This is a genomic window from Luteibacter sp. KNZ12-1A (genome assembly GCF_056755675.1).
On sequence record NZ_JBPGXU010000001.1, the window covers coordinates 48,015 to 74,907 of the forward strand.

Annotated in this window: 14 protein-coding genes; 2 read left to right on the forward strand and 12 right to left on the reverse strand. The window is 65.5% G+C overall.

What is annotated here, in order from left to right; genetic code table 11:
- Positions 1-12 precede the first annotated feature (12 nt).
- The 3 genes from ACR9ZJ_RS00155 to ACR9ZJ_RS00165 all read right to left on the reverse strand — a co-directional run bounded on the left by ACR9ZJ_RS00155 (position 13) and on the right by ACR9ZJ_RS00165 (position 6,439).
- On the reverse strand, positions 13-2,451 hold the full coding sequence (locus ACR9ZJ_RS00155) for a TonB-dependent receptor (protein WP_481280390.1): 2,439 nt from the start codon (positions 2,449-2,451) through the stop codon (positions 13-15).
- 285 nt (positions 2,452-2,736) lie between these two features.
- The gene (locus ACR9ZJ_RS00160) at positions 2,737-5,232 is read right to left on the reverse strand and encodes a glycoside hydrolase family 3 protein (protein WP_481286425.1); all 2,496 of its coding nucleotides are present in this window, start codon (positions 5,230-5,232) and stop codon (positions 2,737-2,739) included.
- 193 nt (positions 5,233-5,425) lie between these two features.
- Entirely contained in the window at positions 5,426-6,439 is a 1,014-nt protein-coding gene (locus ACR9ZJ_RS00165) for a LacI family DNA-binding transcriptional regulator (protein WP_481280388.1), read from the reverse strand.
- Positions 6,440-6,615: 176 nt separating this feature from the next.
- On the opposite strand from ACR9ZJ_RS00165, the gene ACR9ZJ_RS00170 reads away from it, so the two are divergent.
- Both ACR9ZJ_RS00170 and ACR9ZJ_RS00175 read left to right on the forward strand, forming a co-directional pair.
- Positions 6,616-8,085 (forward strand): MFS transporter, encoded by a 1,470-nt coding sequence (locus ACR9ZJ_RS00170; protein WP_481280387.1) that lies wholly within the window; start codon positions 6,616-6,618, stop codon positions 8,083-8,085.
- A gap of 161 nt (positions 8,086-8,246) precedes the next feature.
- On the forward strand, positions 8,247-11,084 hold the full coding sequence (locus ACR9ZJ_RS00175; RefSeq protein ID WP_481286426.1) for a beta-galactosidase: 2,838 nt from the start codon (positions 8,247-8,249) through the stop codon (positions 11,082-11,084).
- Positions 11,085-11,155: 71 nt separating this feature from the next.
- Here the strand turns inward: ACR9ZJ_RS00175 and ACR9ZJ_RS00180 are convergent, their stop codons facing one another.
- From ACR9ZJ_RS00180 to ACR9ZJ_RS00220, 9 genes are read right to left on the reverse strand one after another with little or no spacing between them, the layout of a single operon-like run.
- Positions 11,156-13,486: an eCIS core domain-containing protein gene (locus ACR9ZJ_RS00180; protein WP_481286427.1), complete on the reverse strand. Its 2,331-nt coding sequence runs from the start codon at positions 13,484-13,486 to the stop codon at positions 11,156-11,158.
- A gap of 14 nt (positions 13,487-13,500) precedes the next feature.
- The gene (locus ACR9ZJ_RS00185) at positions 13,501-13,698 is read right to left on the reverse strand and encodes a hypothetical protein (protein ID WP_481286428.1); all 198 of its coding nucleotides are present in this window, start codon (positions 13,696-13,698) and stop codon (positions 13,501-13,503) included.
- Positions 13,695-16,094 (reverse strand): hypothetical protein, encoded by a 2,400-nt coding sequence (locus tag ACR9ZJ_RS00190; RefSeq protein ID WP_481286429.1) that lies wholly within the window; start codon positions 16,092-16,094, stop codon positions 13,695-13,697. Before ACR9ZJ_RS00190 ends, ACR9ZJ_RS00185 begins: the two co-directional genes overlap by 4 nt.
- A 5-nt stretch (positions 16,095-16,099) precedes the next feature.
- Positions 16,100-17,461, reverse strand: coding sequence for an ATP-binding protein (locus ACR9ZJ_RS00195; protein WP_481286430.1), 1,362 nt, complete (start codon positions 17,459-17,461; stop codon positions 16,100-16,102).
- Positions 17,445-19,256, reverse strand: coding sequence for a contractile injection system tape measure protein (locus ACR9ZJ_RS00200; RefSeq protein ID WP_481286431.1), 1,812 nt, complete (start codon positions 19,254-19,256; stop codon positions 17,445-17,447). Before ACR9ZJ_RS00200 ends, ACR9ZJ_RS00195 begins: the two co-directional genes overlap by 17 nt.
- Positions 19,253-21,694 carry a hypothetical protein gene (locus ACR9ZJ_RS00205; RefSeq protein WP_481286432.1) on the reverse strand — a complete coding sequence of 814 codons (2,442 nt, stop codon included), beginning with the start codon at positions 21,692-21,694 and terminating at the stop codon, positions 19,253-19,255. Before ACR9ZJ_RS00205 ends, ACR9ZJ_RS00200 begins: the two co-directional genes overlap by 4 nt.
- Positions 21,691-22,497, reverse strand: a complete 807-nt coding sequence (locus ACR9ZJ_RS00210; protein ID WP_481286433.1) for a hypothetical protein — start codon at positions 22,495-22,497, stop codon at positions 21,691-21,693. Before ACR9ZJ_RS00210 ends, ACR9ZJ_RS00205 begins: the two co-directional genes overlap by 4 nt.
- Positions 22,494-26,486: a hypothetical protein gene (locus tag ACR9ZJ_RS00215; protein ID WP_481286434.1), complete on the reverse strand. Its 3,993-nt coding sequence runs from the start codon at positions 26,484-26,486 to the stop codon at positions 22,494-22,496. The genes ACR9ZJ_RS00210 and ACR9ZJ_RS00215 overlap by 4 nt, the downstream gene beginning before the upstream one ends.
- Entirely contained in the window at positions 26,483-26,893 is a 411-nt protein-coding gene (locus tag ACR9ZJ_RS00220) for a GPW/gp25 family protein (RefSeq protein WP_481286435.1), read from the reverse strand. The genes ACR9ZJ_RS00215 and ACR9ZJ_RS00220 overlap by 4 nt, the downstream gene beginning before the upstream one ends.

The following is a 26,893-nucleotide window of genomic DNA, read 5'->3' on the forward strand; positions in this document are numbered from 1 at the left end:
CCAAGCATCACGTCAGAACCACACACCGACCTGGACGCCGTAGGTGCGCGGCGCGAGGTACTGCGACACGTACTGCAGCGAGCCGTCGGACATCTGGAACCGGCCGGCACTGGTGCGGGTCTTCTCGTCGGACACGTTCTGCACGTACGCGTTGACCCACCACTTGTCGCCCGGCTCGCTATAACGCAGCGACACGTCGCCACGCGTATACGCCTTCTGCCGGTCGCCCGACCCCAGGTTGAAGTAGCTCAGCCACTGCGAACTCTGGTACTGCGCGCTGACGCGTGGCGTGAGGCGTCCGCCGTTGGCAAGGTGGAACGTGTGCTCGTAGATGCCGGTGAGCGATATGTTCGGTGCATGCGGCAGGTCGTTGCCGGTGACGTTCATGCAGTTGGCGAGGTTGGACTCCGGCGGGCATGCCGGCAGGCCCTGGTAGTCGTTGGACCCTGCATAGACCAGCCTGCCGAGCTCCTTCTTCGGAATGGCAGAGAAGATCAGGTTGAAGCGATCGTCCTTCTGCTGATAAGCCAGTTCCGACTCGATGCCGAAGACCTTGGTGCTGCCGCCCACGTTGGAGAAGCCCAGGCCGTGGTTGCCATCGGGATAAACGATGGGCGCGGAAAGCTGGAAGTTCTTGAAGTCTTCGTAATAGATGGCCGAGTTCCACGTCATGTGGCCATCGAAGAAGGTGAACTTGCTGCCGATTTCATAGTTGGTCAGCGTCTCGGGCTTGTACAGCGTGCCCGCGTCCTGCGTGCCGCCGGACTTGTAGCCCGTGGACACGCTGGCGTAGAGCAAGCCGTTCTCGCCGACGTCGGTATCCAGGCGCACCAGCCAGGTCGGCTTGCTCTTGCTGTACTTGGCGCTGTTCCGCTGCGAGATGTTGAAACCGTTCGACGGGTCCGGATACACGTCCGGAGAGATCGGCACCTGCGGCACGTTCGGATCGTAGTTCCAACCCCAGTTGATGCCGCCCTTGTTCTCCTTGTCGTCATGCGACCAGCGCACGCCTCCGGTGAGGCGCCAATGGTCGTTGAGATGCCAGGTGGCCTGGCCGAACAACGCGTACGACTCCACCGTCTCTTTCGGCTGGATGAAGGAACCCTGCCAGCTCACGGTGCCGTAGCGCGTGCCGTTCATGATGGGGATGTCGAAGCGGATGTCGTTGTCTTCGTAGCCGTAGTACGCACCGAGGATCCAGTCCACCGTCTGCGGACCGACGGACTTCAGGTTGATTTCCTGGCTCCAGCTCTTGTAGTTGGAATCGTTGGTGCGGTCGTCCTGGTAGACGCCATTGGTGGTGAAGCTGGTAGGCACGCTGACACCGACGTCCTGGTCGAAGTCGCTTTTGCCGGAGTATTTGTTGTAGCCGGCAATGTAGCTGAGCTGCACGCCGTCGTTGATGTTCCAGTCCATGCGGCTGCGCACCGTATGGGACGTACGGTCCAGGTACGGCGCGGTGTCGATCAGCGCGGACCAGAAATCCTGCCCCTGGCGTGGCGTCTGCATCAGACTGAGGCTGGGCGTGCCGCGATCGCGGAAATACTCGTACGACAGGTTCCACTTGAATGCGTCGCTGGGCTGCCACAACGCGCTGACGCGCGCGGCGGACTGATCCTGCGAGTTGTACTTGTCGCCGCCCTGCACGTACTGGCCCGGGTCGATCGGCTTGAAGTTGGCCAGCGAGCCCCCGGAGATGGGCGAAGCGAGATACGCCTGCTGCTGCTGCGCCACCGTGGGCAACTGGCCCGACGGCTTCTGGTAATCGACGTAGCCATCGTGTTGCTGGTGCACCACGGCGACACGCATGGCGAAGGTGTCGCTGATGGGCAGGTTGAACGCGGCGCGCGCACCGCTCTGGTTGAAGTTGCCCGCTTCGACCTGCGCATTGCCGTAGAAGCCCGCGCCGATATCCGGCTTGGCCGTCTGGAAACTGATGGCGCCGGCGGTGGAGTTGCGACCCCAAAGGGTGCCCTGCGGACCGCGCAGCGTTTCGACGCCATCCATATCCAGCAACAGGCCCGACGCGGCCTCGGCGCGTGGCGCATACACGCCGTCGACGAAGGTGGCCACTTCCGGGTCGGCGTACTCGGTCTTGGCGCTGTCGTTGCCGATGCCGCGCATGGTCAGCGTCACCACGCCATGATCGCCCTGCGACGTGCCTTGCAGGCCTGGCACCAGTTTGGTCAGGTCCTGCACCGTCATCACGCGCTCTCTGTCGAGCGTGTCGACCGTGATCGCCGTGACCGCCACCGGCGTCTTCTGAAGCGGCGTCTCGCGCTTGGTCGCGGTGACCGACACGGCATCCAGGTTCTGTACTTTCTTGTCAGCGGCCCCTGGATTCCTGGACGCCGGATTTTGCGCTGTCGTGTCCTGGTCTGCCGCGAGCAGCGTGCCCGGAGCGAACGCGAGCGACATGGCGACATACAACAACTTGCGATGCAGATTCATCTGGCTCTCCCCAACAGTCGTTCGGATAAGTGTTGTCCGCCGCACATGTCGGCCATGACAAAGATTTCCCTACTTCCCCACGGCGCCCATACCCAGAATGACAGCGCTGTCATTGTTGGATGATAGAGCGCCATAGCGATGAATGCTTGCCGCATGGCAGCACGTCATCAACGCATTACAAACTCATGCCGCACGGCCCGGAGCGGCGCTTGCCGGGCCTTCCAACTACCTGATAATGGTGCAAAGCAAATAAACATCCCGGCATCCGAACCAAGAAGACAAGCGTCATGGCTTGTCGCCGTGCGTCGGGCACGTCAACGTTCGGTCCGCTACCGTGCCCAGTGACACGTCGGTGATAGCGACCTGCCCGCCGGAATGACTGGACCATTCAAAGGGCCGATCGATCTTGCTCATGTTCGCACCGGCGTCGCGGAAGCATTTCAACGGAACACCCACGCGCAACCACTGCCCTTTAGGCAAGGCGGAAAGCTGCGGGCCGACGGATACCTGGCCGCCGCAACCTGCACCGCAGCCGATGCCGACGGTCGACGTATCCCCTGGCGACACCGCATCGATCCTCAACGTGGTCACCAGCAAGACGTCGCCGTTGGTTTCGCGTTCCACATCGAGCGGCGCGGGCGCCACCAGTTCGATACGTGCGGCACCGGTACCGGACCAGGTCAGGCTGCGCGCGTCCTCCTGCGCCTTGTAGTCGAGCGCGCTGATCCGCAGGCTGCCGTCTGGCGTGGCGGCCGGTATGGCGGCGACATTCACGGTGTTGCCGTTCGCGCCGGTGAGACGCACCACGAAATCCTGTGCCGGCTTGCCACGGGTGAAGTAGACGCCGGCCTGCCCGGAACTCAGTGCGACGCCGGCATCCTCGGGCAACGCGCCGGTGTTTCCACGATCGGCATAGGTCAGGCCGAAGCCATAGGGGAACTGCGGACGCTCACCTCGTGCGGTGGCCGCGACCGGTACCTGTATCGCATTACGCGGCCACGCATAGGCCAGCTTGCCCTGGAAATCGTGTGCGATGCGGCCGTCCGCGGTACGCAGCAGCACATCGGCGATACCCTCGCCCTCGCTGCCCGGCAGCCACGCCACGACGAAGGCGTCCGCGGCGTTGATCTCGCGATTCACCCATAGCGGACGGCCGGTCAGGAATACCGCAACCACGGGAACGCCCTGTCCATGCAGCTTGCGAAGCAGGTCGAGGTCGCGGTCGTTGCCCGGGCGGTATGCGAGGTTCGGCAGGTCGCCCTGGAACTCGGCGTAAGGGTCTTCGCCGAACACCACGATAGCGACATCGGGCTTCTGCTTGTAATCGCCGTCCAGCGCCAACTCGGCACTGCCGCCAGCCGCCTTCACCTGTGCCTGGAGACCCGCCCAGACGGAGGTGGCCCCCGGGAAATTCGCGTTGGTCAGGCCGGTGCCCTGCCAGGTCAGCGTCCAGCCACCGTTCTGTTTGGAAATGTTGTCGGCACCGTCACCGGCCACCAGGATGTGCTTGCGCGGATCGATCGGCAGCACCCCCCGGTTGTTCTTCAACAGCACCAACGACTCGCGTACGGCACGGCGCGCCAACGCACGATGCGAAGGACTCCCGATCACTTCCGCCGATCTGACTGCCAACGCATTGGCCGACGGCGAACCGGCTTCGAACATGCCAAGACGCATCTTCACCCGCAGGATGCGAGTCACCGCATCATCGACGCGGCTCATCGGAATCACCCCTGCCTTCACCTGGGCCAGGGTGTTCTTGTACAGCCCCTTCCAAGAGTCGGGCGCCTCCAGCATGTCCAGCCCGGCGTTGTAGGCCGCGGCGCAATCCTCGTTGGTGCAGCCGGGCACTTGCCCGTGCGCGTTCCAGTCGCCCAACACGATGCCATCGAAGCCCATCCGCCCCTTCAGCACATCGGTGATCAGCGACTTGTTGCCGGCCATCTTCACTCCGTTCCAGCTGGAGAAAGAGACCATCACCACCTGCACGCCGGCCTTGATCGCAGGCACATAGCCGGCCGCATGCACATCGCGCAGCGTCTCCTCGCTGACCTGGGCATCACCCTGGTCCTTGCCGTTGTGAGTGCCGCCATCGCCGACGAAATGCTTGGCGGTAGCGATCACATGCCCTGCGTCGAGGAAGGCGGGAGTACCCGGCTTGCCTTCCAGTCCGCCGACCACGGCCGCGGCGTATTGCGCTACCAGTGCGGGGTTCTGCGAATAGCCTTCGTAGGAACGGCCCCAACGCACATCCTGCGGCACGGTGAGCGTGGGCGCGAACGTCCAGCTGATGCCGCTGGCACGCAGTTCCCTCGCGGTCACTTCACCGATGTCGTGGATCAGTTGCGGATCGCGCGTGGCGCCTAGCCCGGAGTTCTGCGGGAATAGCGTGCTGCCGACCAGGTTGTTATGGCCATGCACGGCATCGATACCGAACAGCACCGGAATCGCCAGGCCGCCGCGCGATGTATCCATGGACGCGTGGTAGAACGCGTCGGACAGCGCCTGCCACTGCGAGGCGACAGGGAACGGCTGTCCGGGCGGCTTGGAGTTGCCACCGGCCAGCACCGAGCCCAGGCGGTACTCGCGTACATCGTCCGGCGTCACGTACTTGATGTCGGCCTGGATCATCTGGCCGACCTTGTCTTCCACCGACATCTTCGCCAGCAGAGCCTGGATTCGGGATTCGATCGCCGGATCGGGCGGCAGCGGCGACTCGCCTTTTGGCCACCGCTCCGGATGAACGACGGTGCCATCGCCAGCCATGGCAGGAACGGTCATGAGTAACGCTCCACAAAAGGACAGCGCCATGGGGATGCTTCGTAAAAACAGGCTCGATCGCTGCAGCAATGGCACGGCAAAGCTCCCTGCTGGCGCACCGGCGGTACGCTTCCGAGCCGCATCCTGGCAGGAATGACAGCGCTGTCAATTTGCGTTGCAGCATGACCCTGTCCCGCTCCGTGGCGTCAGGGGCCTACGGTGCGATGGCGGTGGAGCCGCGAATCTGCAGGGAGAAAGGCAGTTGCACGAGCCGGCCGGTACCGTGACCACGCAACTCGCTCAGCAACTGCTCGGCGGCGATCTTCCCCATCTCGCGGCTGGGTTGTTGAACGGTGGTGAGCGCCGGCCACAACTGTCGCGACAGGGGCGTGTCGTCGAATCCACAGACGGACAAGTCGTGCGGCACCTTCAAGCCGTACTCACCCGCTGCCCACATCACGCCGGTGGCCATGTCGTCGTTGGCGGCGAACACCGCCGTCGGCCGCTCGGCCAGTGCGAACAACTGTCGCGCGGCCTCCACACCCGAGCCGAACGTGAAAGCCCCCTGCACCACCAGGGCCGGGTCCTCGGCCAGGCCAGCGGCGGCCATCGCCTCGCGATAGCCGGCCAACCGCCAACGGCTGGCGCCATGATCGGCGATGCCGACCACGTGGGCGATCCGCCGATGGCCCAGTTCCAGCAGATGCTCCACGATCGCACGCGCGGCGTGCTGTTCGTCCATCGTCACACCCAGGGCTTTGCCCCGCCGCAGCGGCGACACGCTGGCATAGGGCACGTTGCGCTCACGCAGGCGTTTCAGCAGCGGCGCATAGTCGGTGATCGGCGGTGTCAGGACGACGCCGTCGGGGTGATGGTCGGAAATCAACGCATCGAAGCGACGGATGAAATCGCCATCGCGCATGCGCAGCGGCCGTACCATCATGCTGTAGCGGTGCGCGTCACAGGCCTCGAGCACCCCGTCCTGGATTTCGGCCAGGTAGGTCGAGGACGGGTTATCGTTGTTGTCGTACAACATCGCCACCAGGAACGATCGATTGCCCGCCAGGCTGCGTGCCGACGGATGCGGACGATAATCCATGGCCTCCATGGCGGCGCGCACGCGTTCCCGCGTGGCGTCGGTGACGTTGGCCTCGTCATTCAGCACGCGCGAGACGGTCTTGGGCGACACGTTCGCCGCGCGCGCCACATCTTCGAGGCGTACCCGCATGGATTCTCCGCTGTCCTCACACTGTCGATCGACTATGCCGCCAGAGCCCTCCGCTTTACAAGGGTGGCCGCGGGCCCCGATGCTGCGACCGCAGCATGCGGGATCGGACGGCCCATGACATAACTGTCGCTGGAGGAGGTACCCATGACCTGGATCAACCACAGCGCAGACCGCCGATGACGGAGAGATCCGCACTGTCGTTCTGGCAGATATGGAACATGTGTTTCGGCTTTCTCGGCCTTCAGTTCGGCCTCGCACTACAGAACGCGAACGTCAGCCGGATATTCCAGACCCTGGGTGCGGACGTGAATGACATTCCCGCCCTATGGATCGCCGCGCCGCTGACCGGGCTGATCGTGCAACCGATCATCGGTCACTACTCCGACCGTACCTGGAACCGCCTGGGCCGGCGCCGGCCGTACTTCCTGGCAGGGGCGGTGTTCGCCTCGCTGGCCCTCCTGTGGATGCCGAACGCGCCGGCGTTGTGGATAGCCGCCGGATTGCTCTGGATCCTGGATGCGTCGATCAACGTGTCGATGGAGCCATTCCGGGCCTTGGTCGGCGACCAGCTGCCCACGCGACAAGGCCCCGCCGGTTTTGCGATGCAGAGCTTCTTCATCGGCGCGGGTGCCGTGATCGCCTCCATCCTGCCCTGGGTACTCGCGCGGGCCGGTGTCGCCAACGTGGCGCCGGATGGCGGCATCCCCGACACGGTGAAGTACGCGTTCTACGTCGGCGGGGCGGTACTGCTGGGTGCCGTGCTCTGGACCATGCTGACCACGCGCGAATACCCACCCGCGCAGCTGCAATCGTTCACCGACACCGTGCCCGAGGGGCCATCGGTGGATGTATCACGCGCTGGGCGGCCGGGCTTGCTACTGCTGCTGGCGGGTATCGCGGTGCTGTTCGCGATCAGGCATTTCGTGCTGGAAAAGGAGGTTTACCTGCTGGCCGGCGGCCTGATCGCGTTTGGCCTCCTGCTCACCTGGCTCAGCCGCAGTCGCAGCCGCGGCATGCTGCGCGAGGTGATGGGCGACCTCTACGGCATGCCCATGTCGATGCGGCGGCTGGCCGGGGTGCAGTTGTTCTCGTGGTTCGCGCTGTTCGCCATGTGGATCTACACCACCGCCGGCGTGACGCAGACGATGTACGCGACCGCCGATACCAGCTCGTACGCCTATAACGAGGGGGCCAACTGGGTTGGTGTGTTGTTCGCCGCGTACAACGGATTCGGCGCGCTGGCCGCCGTGGTCATCCCGCTGATGGTGCGCCGATGGGGCCTGCGCGTCAGCCACGTGGTGAACCTGTGCCTTGGCGGAGTGGGCCTGCTGTCGTTCCTGTACATCCGCGATCCGCGCTGGTTGCTCGCCTCGATGGTGGGTGTCGGCTTCGCCTGGGCCTCGATCTTGTCGCTGCCGTATGCGCTGCTGTCGGACCACCTTCCGACGGCGAAGATGGGCGTCTACATGGGCATCTTCAATTTCTTCATCGTGATTCCGCAGGTGCTCGCCGCCAGCATCCTCGGCTTGCTGTTGCGACTGTGCTTTCACAACCAGCCCATCTGGGCGCTCGGCATGGGCGGGGCCAGCTTGCTCATCGCAGGCCTGTGCACGCTGTACGTACCGGAGCCCGAACGCCGGGCTTAGGCACGGGCTGGATATCGCCGATGCGATGCTGTCGGATTCGGCGGCCGTTTAGCCGCCTGCCCCGCGCCACGGACAAATACCTCAAACTTGCATAAGTACCCAAACTCACCCATTCTTCCGCGATGCCGCAAGGCAGGCTGTCGTCGATCGGAGGGGTACGCATGATCTCGTTTCGCTGGGCCGGCCTTGCGCTGGCGGTACTGGCTGCGTCGAGCGCCGTAGCGGCGCCCGCGCATACCGTCACCTATGACCGTTACTCGCTCGTGATCGATGGGAAGCCCACGTACATCTGGTCGGGCTCATTCCACTATTGGCGACTGCCCTCTCCCGATTCCTGGCTCGACGTGTTGCAGAAGATGAAGGCGGCGGGCTTCAATGCCGTGGAAATCTACTTCGACTGGGGCTACCACTCGCCCAAGCGCGGCGTCTACGACTTCTCCGGCATCCGCGACGTGGATCGACTGCTCGATATGGCGAGTGACGTCGGCATCCATGTCATCGCGCGCCCGGGCCCGTACATCAACGCGGAAACCGACGCGGGCGGTTTTCCCGGCTGGCTGGTGACCACGGCGGGCAAGCCCCGCTCCGATTCACCCGAATACACCGCCGCGTACCGGGAGTGGATGACGCAGATCAACCGGATCATCGCGCGCCACCAGGTCACCGACGGCCGCGGCAGCGTGCTTCTCTATCAGGTCGAGAACGAACTCTACGACGAGTCCGACGACACCCGTCGCTACATGCAGGATCTCGAGGACAAGGCACGTGCCGACGGCATCACGGTGCCACTCACCGGCAACCACAACAGCAATTTCGTCGAAGGCCTGGGTGCCACCGATGTCCCCGGCCAGGACTCCTACCCGCTGGATTTCGACTGCACGCGTCCGGAACGCTGGAACGCCATCTACGACTTCAGCGCGGAGCGTCGGGAACTGACGCACACGCCCCTGTTCTTCCCGGAATACCAGGGCGGCGCCTTCGACGTTTGGGGAGGCCCGGGATACGAGGCCTGCCGTACATTCACCGGTCCGGCATTCGAACGCGTGTTCTACGAGTCGATCATGGCGGCCGGTTCGACAATGCAGAACTTCTACATGACCTACGGCGGCATCAACTGGGGTTGGTTGTCGTCACCGGGCGTGTATACGTCGTACGACTATGGCGCTGCGATTACCGCTAGTCGCCAGCTCACGCCGAAATACGACCAGCAGAAGCTCATCGGCTATATGACGCGTGCCGTCGCTCCATTGGCCCGTACCGATGCGATGGGTGCGTCGGTGCCGGACAACCGGCGCTTGCAGGTCACCGGACGCATCAATCCCGATGATGGCACGCGCTTCTATTTCCTGCGTCATGCCGAGGCCAAGGACACGACCGACGATGCCACGCATCTGAAGATCACTCTGGCCGGCGCGGGCGAAACCACGATTCCGCAGCAGGCCGGCACGGCGATCCATATCGACGGGCGCGACGCCAAGGTCCTGCTCGCCAATTATCGCTTCGGTAGGCAGAGCCTCGCGTACTCCACGTCGGAACTGATGACCCAGCTGCGGCTGGGCGGGCGCGATGTCGCCCTGTTCTATGGCCGTCACGGCGAAGACGGCGAGACGGTGCTGCGTTATTCGGCCGAGCCGAAGATCCGGGTCATCGAAGGCGACATCGCCACGCATTGGGACGCGGCCACGCATTCACTGCGGCTCAATTACCGGCACGATGGCTTGGTGCGGGTGGCGATCGACCAGGGCGATACGTCGCTGCTCCTGCTGATCGGCGACAACGCGGCGGCGACCCGTTTCTGGCAACTGGACACGGCGGATGGTCCGGTGCTGGTTCGCGGTCCCTACCTCGTACGTCATGCCGTTCGCTCGGGCGACAAGGTCGCGCTGACCGGCGATACCGACAAGGCGAGCGACGTGGAGCTGTTCGGCTTTCCCGACACCCGCGGATTCTCCTGGAATAACGCGCCGGTCGACGCGGTGACGACACCTTCCGCCAGCCTGCTCGCCCACGTCGAGGGCCCCGTACCCGTATCGCTTCCCGGGCTCGATAAGTGGCGCGTCAGCGATGGTGCGCCCGAGATCGCGCCATCCTTCAACGACAGCGGATGGCTCGCCACCGAGCGCACCAGTTCGCCCAACCCTTACTGGAACCACCAGTTGCCGATCCTCGACAGCGATGCCTACGGCTTCCACCACGGCAACGTGTGGTACCGCGGGCATTTCCGCGCCACCGGCAAGGAGATCGGCATCCGCCTGTCCGCCAACACAGGGGTACACCTGGGTAACCATGGCATCTTCACCGCCTGGCTCAACGGCCATTTCCTCGGCAACAACCCCAGCGGCGCGCAGCAGTTCGCCATCGATCCGACCTGGCTGAAGAAAGACGGCGACAACGTCATCTCGGTACTGGTCGACAACCACGGCCATCTACAGGAAGAGCACAACGGCGCTTTCCGTGAACCGCGCGGCCTTATCTCGGCAACCTTCGCCGGCGCCCCCACCGATATCCACTGGAAGATCCAGGGCAATGCCGGCGGGGAGGACCTGCCCGATCCCGTGCGCGGCCCGTTCAATGCCGGCGGCTTGTACGGCGAACGCATGGGCTGGCAGTTGCCTGGATTCGCCGATGGAGGATGGAAGACCACCACCTTGCCGCATGGCACCGACAAACCCGGCCTAGACTGGTACCGCACGACCTTCCACCTGGACATGCCCGCTGGGCAGGACGTGCCGATCGCGCTGCGTATCCACGACCTCGCCCCACACCACTACCGCGCCATCGTCTTCATCAACGGCTGGCAGATCGGTCGCTATATCAGCGACGTCGGGCCGCAGACCGACTTCGAGCTGCCACCCGGCCTGTTGAACCAGCACGGCGATAACACCATCGCGATCGCCGCCTGGAGCACCGCGCACGACGGGGGACTTGGCGAGGTATTGCTTGTGATGCAGGGCAATTACCGTACGTCGTTGGCTCCTGGCGTGTCGCCTTCAAGGTAGAAGGCGTAGACGCTGCTGTCGTTGGCGCCATGGTTGGCCGTCATCTGCCATGGGTGCTTGCAGGCTCGTGACTAGCTTCGTATGAACTGTTGTTGCACGATCTGGCTGGTCGCGCCGTCATACGCAGTCCACAACTCCAGGCCGTTACCGAGGTCCTGCAACTGTTGGATGGGTTCGTATCGATCGGGCAGCTCATCGCCGTGATATTCCACGATTCTTTTGCTGGCATCGGTGGTCAGGTAAGCAGTCGCGTTGAGCTCGCCGTCGTGGCTTTCCCATACCTGGTTGCCGTTTTGGCGGATATAAATCTTCCTGATGGACTCGTACCGCGACGGCTTGATCTGCCCGTGCACCTGCAAGGTATGGGAGCCGCTCGGATCGGTCGTGATATACCCACTGGCGTTGGTCTGACCGTCGTGGCTGAAATGCACCTGGTTTCCGTTGAGCCGGGTATAGACCAGACGCGACTGGTAACGGTCGGGCAGAAGCGGTCCGTGGTCTTGCAGCACGTTGTGTCCGCCGGCGTCGGTGGTCAGATAGGCCAATGCGTTGTGCGCGCCATCGTGGCTCTCCCATACCTCGTCGCCGTTGCTGCGTGTATAGCGCCGCCGGATCAAGTCGTACCGCCAGGGAACGGTCGGTCCGTGATCCCGCAGCACGGTGCCTCCGCCGGCATCGGTGGTCACATAAGCGGTCGCGTTGAGCTCACCGTCGTGGCTCTCCCACACCTGGTCGCCGTTGAGTCGCGTGTAGATTTGCCGGGCAAGGGTGTATCGACCCGGATCCGCCTGCCCGTGATCTTGCAGGATTGCCTGGCCGTCCGGACTCAGCGTCACGTAGGCGGAGGTATCCAGTTGGCCGTCGTGCATGTACCAGACCTCGCTACCGTTGGCGCGGGTGTAGATCCGCTGTAACCACTCGATGCGCTGCGGTGGATTCTGGCCAAACCGCTGCGTGAGCAAATCGTTGGCGTCCAGGGTGACGTATTCGCGAACGTGGGTGACCTTGTGGATTGCTTCATTGACGGTATCGCGGTTGCTACGCTTATAGACATGGTTTCCGCGGGTATAGCTCAGCCAGAAATCGGTGGTATAGGCCGCCGTACCGATCACCGTATCGGCGAACAGACTGCCACCGTTGTCGTCCAGCGTCTGCTCCACACGCTGACGGTCCTCGGGCTTGAGCGCCGCGGCTTTTCTTTTGCCCGAACGCGTTTCCCGCTCGAGGGTACCCCAGCCTTTTTCGAGGATGCGCCGGTCCTGGAACTTCGAATAGTCGTCCTGGACCGGGATCAACGACGTGCCGTCGCCCAGACCCAGCTGGGCCGGCTGCGGCGAACGTGGCCGACGGTTCACGTTGAACGCCAGCGTTCTGGCGGAAATCGTGTACTCCTGGACAGGAGGGATCTCGCGGATATCCAGGTCCTCTTGTTGATCGTCGTCGATCGGAACCGGTTCCACCTTCATGGTCAATTTCGGCGTCACGGCTTGCGCGTTCCCGGTCAGCGAATAGGCCACCAGGTAGCGCGTCGGAATGCCGATGCCGACGAGGCGCTTGACCGAGTCTTCGATCACCGAATGAGCACCGGTGTTCATGGCGTTGGTAAACGGGGCGAGGTTGCTGGGAATATTCAGGCCACCTAATTTGGCATTCAACAAGTGGCCACGATGCCAGCCGCGCGAGCCAGCCGGATAAGCATCTGCCAGGTACTTCATCAGGCCGTCGATCTCTTTGGCATCGGTGGGCGCGCCACGAATCGGATCCGCCGGATCCAGATAGGCGTCCATGGTCTTGCCGATCTTTTCCGTCCTCGTCCCACCGTTTACGGGATAAGCGAAGTTCTGCGATTCGTAGTCCACCTGTGTTTGCAGCTGGGCGACGTCACCCGTCGCGGCGGTGCCCTGGTATTCGCGGGTGGTTGCGGCATCGACTCGCATTCTCTGGGCGATCGCGCCCATCCTGTCGGCTTCCGCTTCCAACCGGGCATCGTCGTTGACCTTTGTGCCGCCCATGGTGGTCGTTGGCGCCACCCTTCCTTGCCGTTGCTGCACGACGTGCCAGGCTTCATGCGGCAGATGACGCTCCTGGCCGGGCCCAAGGTGGATGTGGTTGCCTTGGGCGTGGGCCAGGGCATTGAGCTGTGCAGGCTTGCTGGAGTTGGTATGGACGCGAACATCGGAAAGATCCATGCCCGACAACGCTTCCATGCCGGACTTCAGTTGCGCTGGCAGGCCGCCGCCGGGAGGCGGCCGCAAACTCTGAAGCTGCCTGCGCTGCGCCACCAACCTCGGGCTGGCCTGAACCTGCGCCGCCAGCGCCGAGGCGCCCGTCGACGCCGCCTCGGCGGCCGGGGTTTTCGCAGCCGTTTCGCTATCGGCCGGCTTGGTCAGGAAATCTTTCATCGCAGGCCCCGATGCTATTTACCGCCCTTGCCCTTCTTTGCGGTCGTTTTCCCCTTCATCTTGTCCTCTCCCTTCAGCTGCGCGATGTGCGCCGCCTCTCCCGCCTGTCTCGGGCTGTTCGTCGCTTTCCGCTGCATGGGGCTTCTCGCATCGGCGGACGCGGCCGCCGGCTCGACCGCGGCTTTCGCCTGCTTCACAGGTTCCGTTTTCATGGCTTCTCCACCCTTGGTTTGAGCATGTGATAAGCGATCGTCGCGACCAGCGCGACCAACAACAAGGCAAGCAGTGCGTTCCCCTGCCGTACCTGGGTCAGTGCGGGATCCCCCAGGAGCAGGAGCGCGCCGAGGACCAGGAACACGACGGCGCCGAACAGGAGGCCGAGCTGGAACGGCAGGCCGATCTGCCGCATGCGGCAACTGGATTGGTAGACGACGAGGGCGATCAGCCACACCAGCAGGACCGCCTCGGTGAGCATGCGTAGCGGCCAGCGGTTTTCGCAGACCCATCCGTTCAGGCCCTCCGTGGCGGATGGCCGCGGCAGGAAACTGCGGCGGATCCGCGAGGCGGTCATTCTTCCGGGAGGATCGTCCAGCGCAGGCGCCGCCCAGAATCCGGCGCCGCCGAAGTTGTCCGACGCATACGACAGGTCCTCGGTAAGATCCTCGTCCGCCGAGGCGCCGGTGGATACGATGGGAATCACCCGGCGCAACAGGATGCGACAGGCTTCTTCGGTGATGTCCTTGTCGCGGTCGATCGTGGAAAGTACTTCGCGCATGCTTTTCGCACTGGGCTGGGTGAGCAGCACCATGTAGCGCAAGGTAAGGTTCGTGCTGCTTCGCTCGCGGACGTTCTCGCCGGGCATGTTGTCGCCTTGCGGTGACACCGCCTCGGCCTGGCGCAGGTACTCGGCCATCTGGGAGGGATTCCAGATGGCCTGCGGCCCGGTCAGGTCGGTATCGCGTAACACGATATTGAGCACATAGGGGTGTTTACGGCGGCGCAGCTCGACGATCAGCTGGCGGACCTGCTGGTTCATATAGCGCTCGAAGGCCGGCCTTACCGGATCGTCGGATGCCGGCATCCGGTCCAGGTACAGCGTCAGACCGTTGCCGTACCGCTCTTCCCTGGCGAAGCCGGGAACCCAGGCATGGCTTCGCGACGCGAGGTCGGAGAGCGGCGTGTCGATGAAGTTCGCCGCCTGCACCGCCAGTCGTTCGGCGGAGTCCTTGACATCGTCCTCCGTGAGGTCCTTAAGGAACCCCCAGTCGTTGTGGTAGAGGGTGTAATCCAGGCCCGTTCTCTGCCGCTGCGCCTCGCGGATGAAGGCGGTGTCCTCCGGCGTCGTCCACTTGGGCTCCATCAGGTCGCCGTTGTCGGCGAACCAGAGCGCGAACACACTGAGGCGCGAGAGCATGCTGAAGTCGAGCCGGCGCGGCGTGGCGGTGTTGTCCCAGAAAGGATAGAAACCGTAGACCTGGCCGCTCAGCGAGCGAACGCAACCGCATCCCGCCCCGGACCATGACGGCGCGGGCGGATGGTTCAGCGAATGGGACTGCCTGGCCTTCTCGATCAGCAGCGTATGCATGGACGCGCTCATCAGCCACGCGGGAACCTGTTGCCATGGCAGCTGGCTTGGTGGCACGGCGTCGTCATTGTCGGCCAGCATCGACCAGTCGGGCGGACAGGCGAACTCCTTCATGTCAGGCGGGGGCTGGTGTTGTCGACTCGCCGCCGCGCCGATCATCTCCCTGGAGAATGTACAGAGCCGTTCGTCCAGGGCCGCCACGAAAAGATCGCGCCCGGGAAACTCGACGCCGATCAGCGGCGCGAGCATGCGCTGGAACTGTGCTTTCGCGTCGACGTCCACCGAGGGGTCGACGAATTCGTTCCTCGGCGGCGTCGCTTCCTCGTGAGCGGCCGTGCTGGCGGCGGCGGGTGCGCTCGTGCCGGACGGGGCTGGCCCGGCAGCCGGTTCGGAAGCCGGTATGAGGCCGGCGGCCTCGGTGACATCGGCGGATCGCCGCTTGAGGTCGGCAAGTACATCCTTGTCCTTGAAGATCTCCTCGGTAAGCATGTACACGTCCACCTGCGATTGCGGCGACGTCGGCGCGGAGAGCGTGTCGATCAACGGTACCGTCGTCAACGGCTGCGGGGGCGCGGGCTTCGGCGGCACGGGTTTTTCCGCCGCTTTCACCGGAGGTTCCGCCGGCTGGGCCGGCTTCGGCCGGGATTCCGGTCTGACAGGCGGCGCGGGTCGTGGCCCGAGGACCGACAGCTTGTACCTCTGTTGCGCGAAGCAATCGTGCTGGTCGCGCACGCCAGCGAGGAATACCGCGACAAACGGCAAGCTGCTGGGTTGGCCCGAGAGTTCGCCGTTGGTGGCGAGGGAGATACCCGGCGGCAGACTGTCGGAGCTATAGGCGTACGGCGGGACGCCACCGCTGGCGCGCAGCGTATAGCGATAAGGCTGTCCCACGCTGCCGTTCGGCAAGGTCGTCACGCTGTCGCCAAGCCGCAAGGGCTGCACTTCGGCGCACGACAACGCCACCGCAGCCGCCGGCGCGCTGACGAACAGCGCGAGCGCCATGCCGAGGGCACGAAGCACCAAGGGCCTCATCCGAGCGTCCTCCCTTCCTTGCCCAGTTCCTTCGCCAAGGCCATGCGCAAGTGCGTCGCACCGATCTGCGCGGCGCCGGTACGCGCGGCCTGCAGCACGGCGAAGCGCAAGGCGTTGACGATCGCGCCGCCCGACAGCACATAGCGCTCGGCCAGCGCTTCCATGTCGACATTCGGAGCCACCCTGCCCACCTGGGGAAGAAGGCTCTGCCAGAGCCGCAGTCGTTGTCCGGCATCGGGCATGGGGAAATACACCATGGATTGGAAGCGGCGGGAAAAGGCCTCGTCGAGGTTCCCGCGCAGGTTGCTGGCCAGGATCACCACGCCGGGGAAATCCTCGACGCGCTGGAGCAGGTAGGCGATTTCCTGGTTGGCGTGGCGATCGTTGCTGTTCTGTACCGCGGCGCGTTTGCCGAACAGGGCATCGGCTTCGTCGAAGAACAGGATCCAGCGCCTGCTCTGCGCCTGGTCGAAGACGCGGGCCAGGTTCTTCTCGGTTTCGCCGATGAACTTCGAGACCACCATCGACAGGTCGATGCGGTAGACATCGACGCCGGTGCTCTGGCCGAGCAGCGTGGCCGAGAGTGTCTTTCCCGTGCCTGGCGGACCATAGAACAGGCTGCGGTAGCCGGGCTTGACCACGCGGGCCAGGCCCCAGTCGCGCATCAGCTGCGGCCCTTCATTCAACCACGTGCGGATCACGTCGATCTCGTCCATGACCTCGGGCGAGAGCACCAGGTCCGACCAGGTGAGGTCGGTGGTGATGCGCTTTGCCGGGAACTGGATGTTGTAGTCCGGCTTGTCCGCGACACCGTTCTGCAAGCGTTGCAGCGATTCCGCACTGACCGTGAGGGCTCCGCTCAACTGCGGCTCGTTGCCCGTACCCTCCCCGTCCAGCCGCAGGATATCCCGCGCGACGAGCGGATGGTGCGGGTCGAACATGCCGAGCAGCGCGATGCGTGCGACCAGGCGATCCCCCGCGACCAGGAAGGCCGCGGTCTCGCCGGTCGGCAGGAAGCCGCCGTGGCGCTGGGCCTTCCAGCCGCCGAACTCGGTGAAGCCACGATCGAGGTTCTGGTTGCGCACGAACAGCAGGTCGAGCACGCCCGGCCGCACATGCGGTGCGATCGCCAGGGCCAGCACGGCGCGTTCGCGCGCTTCCAGGCCGAGGTCGTCGACCAGCGCCGCCAATGCGCTTTCCGGTGGCAGGACCGGCGGCGGGGCAGCCGCTTCGAAACCTTCCGGCAGCTGCTGGAAGTGCTGCTCCAGGCGAAGGTTGATGATGCTTTCCAGCCACAGCAGTTCCTGCTCCAGCGCCGCCGCGTGAACCACGTGACGATCGTCATCGCCATTCGACATGGATCACCTCCTTCATCCATGGCAGGCGGATCGTTCCGTACGACCACGGCAGGCGGTCGAGCAGCACGTCGAAGGGGTTCGGTTGCACTTTCAGGCGCCAGTGACCGCCATCGAAGGTTTCGTGCTCGACCAGGCGGCCGATGCGGCGGAGGAAGGTCTGGCGCAGTCCATGCGGTGAGGTCTGGCCTAGTGCGCGCCAGTGCGCGACGACGGCGAGCGGCAGGCTGTCGAGCACAGGCACCAAGGTGTCGAGCGGCGGCGCGGGCGGTACCGGCTCGTCGATCGGCAGGCCGCACAGCATCTTGTTGAGCACCCATTCGTGCTCTTCGCTGTCGGTGTGTCCATCGCTGAGGTAAACGAGGCAATGCACCGCGCGCTGCTGCGCGATCGCGTCGACGAAGGCGTCGTCCTTGGTCAGGCCAAGCATCGCGAAGAGCCGTGGCGCATAGTTGGCCAGCAGCACGAGGCCGGCGTTGGCGATGTAGATCGCTTCGTTGTCAGGATGATCGTCGGCGGGTGACACGGTGCCGTCGGCCCGTCGGCCGCGGTTGATCCGGGGCCGGTCACGCTCGGCGGTCATTGACTGCGCTTCCGCCACGAACGGCTGATCCTGTTCCTCGACGCCAAGGGCATCCAGCGCCTCTTGCCAGACGCCGTGCCAGGCGACGTGATCCTGTGGGATGCGCCTGGTTTCGCCGAGATAGGCCAGGCTGTAGTCGAACAGGTAGATCTGCAGCGCCGACAACCCGAGTCCCGCATCGCGTACGCCGGGGTCCGATTGATGGAGCAAGGCGAACTGGCGCAAGGATTCATGCCACGCACCCGGCAGCGTGTCCGCGAGATTCCCGTCCTGTGCTTCCGCTCCGTCGGTGGGCGACGTCGAGCCTTCAATGTCCTTGTCGATCCGCGAGGACTGGACGTCCAGGAAGCGCAGCTGCAGGCCAAGGAAGAGGCTTCGACGCAGTCCGGTGGCATCCCGGGCCGACGAGGTCGAGCGCAGCCGCTGCGCCCATTCCGATGCTTCGCCCTTCCCCACCATCGTCAGCAGGCTGTCGCGCAACGCGTCCATCAGGCGTTGCAACCGCATCACGCCGAGATGGCTGCCGTTGGTGGTCCACAGCGCGTGCAACCCGGCCACGCGCCACGCCATCCGCATCTGCGCCAGCTGGTAGGCGCTCAGGCGTCCCTGCGCGCGCAGCGGCTCCAGCAACGTATCGTCCAGGTCTTCCAGGGCCCCTGCCAGTTCGCCGTGACGCACGGCCAGCAAGGCATGCAGGCCATGATGTGGCGTGATCTGGCTCAATCGACGGACCGCGCGCCCGTGGTGCGGCAGCCGGAGCAAGGCCGGCCACAGACGCGGCCCCCATCGCCGTGTCAGGTGACTCAGCCAGTCGGCCAGCGAGGCATGGGCGAGCGACGGCATCGACCAGTGCAGCCGGCCGTGTTGCACGTAGTACAGGAAATTTTCCAGGTCGCGATCGCCCGCCGGGCTGCCCGCCGGTGTTCCTTCTTCGTCGTCCTGCCGGATTCGCCGTAGCGCCGTGTCGAGCGCGAGTTCCAGGTGTCGCCCCCACACGACCTGGTCCGCGTCGACGGGCAGATCGCCCAGGTCGATTTCCAACCGGTCGATGCGCCACACGTGCTCGCGCGACGAGAGGCGATCGAGCGCGCGATCGAGCAGGCGCGAACCCTCGCCAAGAATGAAGTCCCGCAACCGCTGTTGCGCGACGACGGCCTGCTCCCGGCTGTCGCCGTGACAGGACCACTGCAAGGTCTCGATGACGTGGCCGTTCATGTCGCCTGGCCTCGCTGCCGTTCCCTCGCGATCTGCTTGCGCAACTTGCACGCCCAGCGCTCCACGCGACGGGCGCTCGCATCGGTCCGCTCCGAGCCGGCGAGCCGGTGCGAGCAGTACGTTTGCACGGCTTCCAGCCAGGCCGCATAGCGCCGTTCGAAGCGCTGCATCGATCGCGCGTTGAGCCAGATCGTCTCGATGCGGAGATGTGCCGGGGTATTCAACGTCAACGTCTCCAGGGCGACGCGCCGAAAGGACGGATGCTTCCCGCGCGCCGTCCAGGCGGGGAATACCGCCGTCAGGCGGTGGCGGTAGAAATCCTCGGGCTGATCGGCTTCCGCGCCGGCGGGCGGCCGAAGCAACGTGTGCTCGACAAGGTGCATACCTTCGCATTCCAGCTGGAGACGGCAGGCGAATTCATGCAGGCAGATCGCCGCGGCTTCCGGCGACACGCGCGGTGACCGCAGCGGAAGAACCCAGCTGGGACCCTGCTCCTCGCTGCCCAGCCAGATGGCCGTGGCATCGGCGTGACGATAACGTTCGGCGTGGACCGCGCTGCGCAGCAACGCCGGGGACAGCGCGGTCGGATCCAGTGCCTGGAAATGCTGGGCCAGCGAACGCGCGGCGCTCGCGAGGTCGGTACCCATCGCTTCCACCACGCGACGGCGCGCCGGTCCCCAGATGACGGGCGGATGCGCCTCAGCCGGAACCTCCTGCACGGACGCCGACGGCGCACTTTTGGCCGCCAATGCGATGCCCGCTGTCGCCAGGGGCGTCATCAGCAGGCGGCTGTGGTGGTACTTGAAGCCGAGCAGCAGGCTTGCCCGCTGCTGCAACGCCGGCGTGTTGCCGCGCCGCCCTAGCGAGCGCCGGCTGTAGTCGATGCCGCCATAGCGGTCTCGCGTCAGGGTGGCGATGCGCACGAGGAACAGGCGCTTCTGTTCGAACAGGTGCAGGCGCCACGCTTCCGCGCTGAAGTACCACCCGAACGGACGGATGCTGCCTTGCCAGACACCCTCCCCGTACAACGCCAGCTGGTGGTCGAGCACGCGGCCGCGCCGTTCGATCGCGTCGTCGGCCGCCGCGAAGACGTTTTCGCGCAGGCGTTCGCGGTCGGTCGTGTACAAGGCCTCCAGCCCGGGAATGTTGGCATCGCCGAGCACGTCCCAGGCGTAGCTGGAGCGGGGCCGGGGTTTCGTCGTGTAAAGGTCGCGCAGGTAATACGTCTGCGCGTCGCCATGGGCCAGCCATTGGTCGAGCAGGGCCACATAGGCATGGAACTGCGCGGTCGCCGCGGCATCGAAGCGCTCGCGATAGATATGCGGGAGCTGCCGGTGCAGGGACACATAGGTCCGCGGCGGCACGTATCTCCCCCGCGGCCGGCTCAGGGGCGATCCCGCCATCTCGGGCGCGCTGTCGGCCGTGGCACGCCCTTGGCTGTTGCGGCGCAGGTCGTCCAGCCGCTGCAGCAAAACATCGGCCGCGACCGAGACGCGGTTGCCGCGCCGGTTGATCTTCCAGTCCGTCATGGCTTCGCGATGATCGGGCCAGCGCAGGCGCAGTACCCAGCCGTCGCCCCTGCGCGGCAGGGCATCGCCGGACCCCGCCAGGCCGTCGGCTTCCAGGCTGATCCGGGCGACTTCGAAGACACCCTCCACCGAAAGCGCGATGCGCGCCAGGTCGCCGAAATAGATCCGGCTGTCGCGATCCAGCGCCAGGTCCCCCGACTCGATCCAGCCCTGGCGCAGGCGTGGCCCGTCGAGTACGTCGGCAAGGGATACATCATTCCCTTCCGCGGCCAGTCGCGCGGACAGCGAACGACGCTCCGGCGCGGCATCCACGTACCTGGCACAGCGCTCGACCAGCTCGGCGAGGATCTCTTCCGGCGCGCGCGTGCCCTCGATGCCAAGGTCAACGCTCAGGGTGCACCAGCGCGGCTCGAGCACGCCGGGCAGCCCGTCCAGGTCCTCGCACAAATTGCGCTGCGCCCAGTACGCCCGCGCCGCGGTCGCGACGGCGTCGTCTGGCGTGGAGACCTCCAGCTGGATCCGCCACAAGCCGTCACCGGTGGCCGACTCGGCATGCGCCTGCAGCGCTCCGGGTACGCGATCGAGCAGCCAGCGTGTGTAGTCCATGTCGGTACAGGGACGGCACGGCAGGACCTCCTCGGCCGCGCGAAGCCCGAGGGCACGATAACGAATGCGCCCATCGGGACCGGTCAACAGGTCGAGGAGCGGCTGGCGCGCGCCGAAGATGTCTTCGGTCAGCGCGAAGCAGAACGCGTCGAGCAAGGTGACGCCGGGATCGTGGTAGTTGTAGTCGGTCCACTGCTCGCCGCTGAGTTCCTGCAACGCATCGAGGGCGCGTGCGCGCAGCGCGTCGTACGCCAGCGGATCGTCGTCGCGAAGTCGCGGGATAACCTCGGCCGGGATACTCACTTCCGCTCCCCGTCCATATGCGGATCGAACCAGAGCTGGGTGACATGCGCATTGATGGCGACACCTTTCCCGTAGTCGCAACCGGTGCGGGCCTGCAGCCGGTACACCGCGTTCCGTCCGTGGGTGCCCTGCCAACGCAGTTGCAGGCGGTCGCAGCGGCGGGAATAGAACGCATGGGTGGCGTTGATGCCACGCTTGCGATTGAAGAAGTCGAAGATGCCGAGGGTGGGATTGTAGGTATTGAGCGCGATCGCGTGGACAAGGGCGAAATGACCCTCGCCTTGCCGACCGGCGCCCGCGGTCACTTCGAAAGCCTGGCAGCCGTCCAGGTCGTCGGTGAGGTCCTGCCACTGTCCATCGGCGAGGAGAGGCACGGCGGGCGAGCGCGCATAGCTGCCGCGACGGCCCTTGCTGCGCACCACGCCGTCGACATCCAGCGCCGCTTCTGGCCGGGCATTGCGAATGCCCACGCGGCCGGTCGGGTCGAGGGTCCACAGGGGCGGCACCGCGTCGGGCGCGACGTCGCCGGCGGGAGGCTGGCTGGAACGGATGAGCAGCTGCCCTTGCGCGCCGCCGAAACCGACCGACCATAGCGGCACGTCCGGGTCCTGGTCGCGGAAGAAGCTCAGCAAGGCCTCGTAACCCGACGCGGCGGAGATCTCGAAGCCACGCTCGACCGACTTGGTGAAGCCCTCGTCGCTCATGTTGAGCATCGAGTCGATCAGGTCGGCGAAGTGCGCCTGCGTGGGCAAGGACCCATCGGTGAAGTAGCTGCGCAGTGATTCGCGGTTGCGGATGGTCATCGCGCGGCCTCGCCCATGATGAACGTGCCGCCGATTTCCAGCTTGCCCACGCCCGTGGGCTGTTCGTCGCGCGAGGCGCCGGCGCCGACCAGCTCGATCAGGTGCCGTGGCCTGGGCAAGGCTAGGCTCCAGGACTGCGCGGGCCGTACCAGGCGCACCGGGGCGCCGGTGCGTACGCGGCCGGTGTCGTAAAGCCGGTAGGTATTGTCGTCGCGGCGGACGATATGCAGGAGCGACATCGACCCGATCGCCTCAATGTCGTCCAGGTTGCGCAGGTGGGCTTCGATGGCTTCGGCGCGCACTTCCCAGTCGAAGCTGGGCCGGCATCCGTCCTCGTGCCAGGGCGACAGGTATTCCACGAGCGCGCGGTTCGCGCGGAACAGCGCCGCGCCGGGATGCGCGCCGTTTGCGAGGCGCAGCGTGCAGCGCACCTGGATGTATTCGTAGACGGCGTTGCGCACGACGATGCGCAATCCGGGAGCGCCGCGCTCGCGCAGGTAAACCATCATTTCTTCCAGCGCCGCCGCATCGAAATGGGGTGCTTCCGTGCTGTGGAACAGCATGCCCTGCTGTGGCTTCGGCACCACCACCACGAGGACACCGCCGGGCGTGCCCGAGACCGCGGCGTGGTCGGCCTCGCCGTTGACGAAGCACTTCGCCTTGAAGGTGTCCGGGAACGCGTCAAGCAGGAGCCGTTCGTAATCCCACGGCGTACTCGCGCGATCCTTATGCCGCAATCGCTCGGCACTGCGAACGCGCAACATGCCCGGCGTCTCCGGCTGGGCGATGCCGAACGACGGGCCGATCTGCTGCACGGAAAGGAGGCCGCCGATGGGATGCAGCGGCATGCGCACGGTTCCCGGCGGCAATGGCACGGTCGGTTCCCCGATGCTGCGCGGATACACGCGCGTGGCCGACATGGCCTGGGTGTAGATGCCATAGAGGCCGGCCAGGCGTTCCAGGCAGCCGTCGGCGCTCAGGCGCAGCCAGTACAGCCCACCCGGCCATTGCGGACAGTCGCGCGTCATGCCCGCAGGCAGGTCGACGACGACGATGCCGCTGCGCAGGAAGCCCATGGTGCCGTCCGACAGCACGCGCTCGGATGCGAGCATGCGCCATTCGCCGTCGCCCCACACGGCCCAGCCCGTCGGCGGCAACGGAGCCTGCCAGCTTTCGGCGGCACTTTCGGCACGCAAGCTGAAGTAAAGACTCAGCGCGCCGCAGGGATCGGAGCCAGACAGGCCGATGTAGAGATTGCCCTGGTGGACATAGCGTGGCAGCAAGGGCACGCCATCCATGCCGGGCCGGGCGCGCGGCGTGTCGTATCCGAAGGGATGCAGATGCAGCAGCTTCCCCTGCGACGACGGCATCGTCGGCTTCAGCGAGATCCGCTCGCTGGCCACGTAATCCAGCGACACCTGGTCGACCGTCGGCGTATACGGTTCGTTCGGCATTGGCCGCATGAGGCCGACACGCCGCGAACGCGCGTTGGTACTGAGGGTTTCCGACAGCAGGCGTGGATACAACGCGTGTCCGAAGGCGGCTGGAGGGCCGGCGAGTTCGAGCCGGAAGAATCCGTTGCGTGTGGCCGTGCCGAAGACGAATGGCTCCTGCACCGACGACTGCGCGCGATGGTAAAGCGAGAGATCGGCTTCCGGCAGCGAAAGCGTCGTGTCCCGCCGCAGATGACGTTCGCCATGGAACAGCCCCTGCAGGCCCTCCCCGCTTCGCCACTGGCCGTCGCGCAGGATCGCCGGTTTCACCTGAAAGCCGGCGGCCGGCCAGGACCCCGGATAGCCGCGATACCAGGCCGCGAAGCCGCCCTCCTCGCTGGGCAGCCCGCCCCATTGGAGATTGAGGCGAAGCTCGCGCAGCGGCTTGCCGGCCAGTTCCTCGTTGCCGAACAGGCAATAGGCGCCCACCGCCGGCACCGGGCCGAACGGCTGGAAGGGTTTGCCGGCATCGAGCCGTCCCAACTGGTTGTAGATCACGAGGCCGCGCACCCCGCTGACGTGCGTCGACAGCGAGAGATCGTGAAGGACGACCTGCTCCAGCGCGCTATAGGCATACAGGCGCGTGCGCGTCTGCAAGGTGAGGCGCAACGCGGGATGCTCCGGACATTCCGGCCCATGCACGGCTGGCTTGCATGGCACGATCGGTGGCTGCTCCTGACCCAGGTGGATCGACAGCTCGATGCATCCGCCCCAGCCGAATCCCTCGCTCGCCCGGCGAACGATCAACACGTCGCCCGGCACCAGCCAGCCGTCGGCGACACTGAACTCGGCCTGCCAGACGCCGCGAAACACTCTGTTGAAGATCAGCTCGCGATCGGGCTCGCCACGACCGTCGTCGTGCTCGTGCGGGTAGATCAGGATCAGAGGATCGTCCAGTTCGACCGCCCGCGCGACACCATTGCCGAGCAGGCTGGCGGCATGGGCACGCAAGGCGGCCGTATCCTGCGGCAGCAAGGCTTCGTTGCCGGCGATCAGCCAGACGGCGAAGAGGCGGCCAAGGCTGGCCTTGAAGCGTTCCGCGTCGTCCTGCGCGAGACAGTTGGCCACCAGATAGCACAGGCGCACGTCCCCCTCGGAACGTGGCGCGCGCGCCCAGGCCGCGTCGGCGCGTTGGCTGGCGACGGACCGGGACGCCGGTCCGAAGGTGCTCGCGCGCAAGCGCTTCTCGGCATCGTCGAGGCGGAGGAACACATCCGCCAGCCAAGCGGCATCGCGCGCAGCGGCATCGCGGCGCAGCATCGCAGCGAGGTGGTCGTCGTCCACGGCAGGATGCGACAGGCGAAGCAGCACCCGCACCCGGCGATTGCCTTCCTTCAGTGCGAGCATCGGCGATACCAGGGCCATGCCGATCCGGGCGTGCGCCGCCTGGGCAGCGGAACCCTTGGCCGCGCCGCCCATGAGCGGCCACCACGACGGCTCGCCGGCATAGGCCGAGTCGGGAGACCGCAAGGGAATCTCCTGCGTGAGAACCCGGGTGGCATAGCCGAACTCGCGCTCCGGCGATATCAATGCGTCGTGCTCCATCCTCACGCTGTAAAGCGCGGCGACCTCGTTGTCGGTCACCTCCAGCGCATGCTCCGCGGCGAACTCGATGCCCTGCCCCTGCCTGTCCTTCCCGCCGACGAAACGCGTGCCGCGCGACAGGTGCACCGGCGAGGCATACGTGGCGTCCCGCGTGAAGCGCAGGTAAATCCGCTCCTGCGAGGGGCGCCTCGGACGCATGCGCAGGAGGTCGAGGAAATAGAAGTCGGTGAGGCGTTCCGGAAAGCGGTTCACCTCGGTCCGCGAGGCCTGGAATATCTGCAAGGCGGCCATGAGGAGGCCCATCGCCGGCTCGTGCTTCGCGTTGGCCAGGCTCAGCGGGAGTTGTGAAAGCGCGATCGGCTGCAGGCGTGCAAGCGCCACGCACAGCGCACCCCACAGGCGTCGAAGCAGCGACCGGCGCCGGCCGGCGTCCAGCGGCGCGTCGCCCGCATGCGCGGTCACCGTGTCCAGCCGCCAGGCCGGATGCATCTCCCGCACCGCGGCTTCGTCGATTCCGAAACTGCGAACAGCATCGTGCAATAGAGCGCGCAGGTTGCCCCCGGTCGCCGCCATGATCGCCTGCAACACGTGCACGGCGGTCGGTGTGTCATGCCGGGCCAGCCAGCGGCACCAGCCGTCCACGCACGACACCACCTGGCGCACGCGCCACCAGAGGTGCCGTTCGTCGGCCCAGGCCCAGACCTCGGCGAAAGCCCGCTTCGCATGGGCCAGAGGGAACGATGCCATCTCGGCGAGCACGGTGCTTTCATCGCGCAGCAGCGCGTCGTCCCAACACCCGGCGTCGCTGCCGTCGGCGGTAGCGAAGCGCACGTGGGCGGCATAACCGAGCATCAGGTGGATGCGCTCGGCCAACGTGAACTCGTCGGGCACGACATAGCCTCGACGGAGCGCGTCGGCCAGGCGTTCGTCCTGTTGCGTTCCCTTGTTCATGCTCCCACCGGGTGCGTGGCCTGGTGCAGGTAGAAGGGATACACCAGGTTGTGCCGGGCGTTGGTGCCGCGAATCGTGTAGTCGAGATGGATCTCCAGCTTGCCGTTGAGCGGATCGACGAGTTGCGCTTCGATATTGTCGAGGACGATGCGCGGCTCGTAGAACAGGATGGCCTTGCGCATCAGTTCCTTGATTTCCGTGACTGTCTGCTCGTTCGCTTCCTCGAACACCATGCGGCGCAGGTCGCAGCCGTAGTTCGGCAGCATGACCCGCTCCCCTGGGTGGGTGGAGAAAAGGATGTGCAGGCTCTCGGCGATGTCGGTCGCGTCGGCCACCATCACGGCTTCCTTGGTCCGTGGATCGAACCGTGGCGGAAAGCTCCAGCCCCTACCCAGGAAACTCGCCAT

Excerpts from the sequence above, each read along its gene's own strand:
- ACR9ZJ_RS00165 (WP_481280388.1), bottom strand. The coding sequence starts at position 6,439 with ATGCGGGTACGCCTCGAAGATGTGGCGCGCGCGGCGAACGTGTCGCCC.
- ACR9ZJ_RS00210 (WP_481286433.1), bottom strand. The coding sequence starts at position 22,497 with ATGACCATCCGCAACCGCGAATCACTGCGCAGCTACTTCACCGATGGG.
- ACR9ZJ_RS00185 (WP_481286428.1), bottom strand. The coding sequence starts at position 13,698 with ATGAAAACGGAACCTGTGAAGCAGGCGAAAGCCGCGGTCGAGCCGGCG.
- ACR9ZJ_RS00180 (WP_481286427.1), bottom strand. The coding sequence starts at position 13,486 with ATGAAAGATTTCCTGACCAAGCCGGCCGATAGCGAAACGGCTGCGAAA.
- ACR9ZJ_RS00170 (WP_481280387.1), top strand. The coding sequence starts at position 6,616 with ATGACGGAGAGATCCGCACTGTCGTTCTGGCAGATATGGAACATGTGT.
- ACR9ZJ_RS00195 (WP_481286430.1), bottom strand. The coding sequence starts at position 17,461 with ATGTCGAATGGCGATGACGATCGTCACGTGGTTCACGCGGCGGCGCTG.
- ACR9ZJ_RS00200 (WP_481286431.1), bottom strand. The coding sequence starts at position 19,256 with ATGAACGGCCACGTCATCGAGACCTTGCAGTGGTCCTGTCACGGCGAC.
- ACR9ZJ_RS00155 (WP_481280390.1), bottom strand. The coding sequence starts at position 2,451 with ATGAATCTGCATCGCAAGTTGTTGTATGTCGCCATGTCGCTCGCGTTC.
- ACR9ZJ_RS00175 (WP_481286426.1), top strand. The coding sequence starts at position 8,247 with ATGATCTCGTTTCGCTGGGCCGGCCTTGCGCTGGCGGTACTGGCTGCG.
- ACR9ZJ_RS00215 (WP_481286434.1), bottom strand. The coding sequence starts at position 26,486 with ATGAACAAGGGAACGCAACAGGACGAACGCCTGGCCGACGCGCTCCGT.
- ACR9ZJ_RS00160 (WP_481286425.1), bottom strand. The coding sequence starts at position 5,232 with ATGACCGTTCCTGCCATGGCTGGCGATGGCACCGTCGTTCATCCGGAG.
- ACR9ZJ_RS00220 (WP_481286435.1), bottom strand. The coding sequence starts at position 26,893 with ATGGCGAGTTTCCTGGGTAGGGGCTGGAGCTTTCCGCCACGGTTCGAT.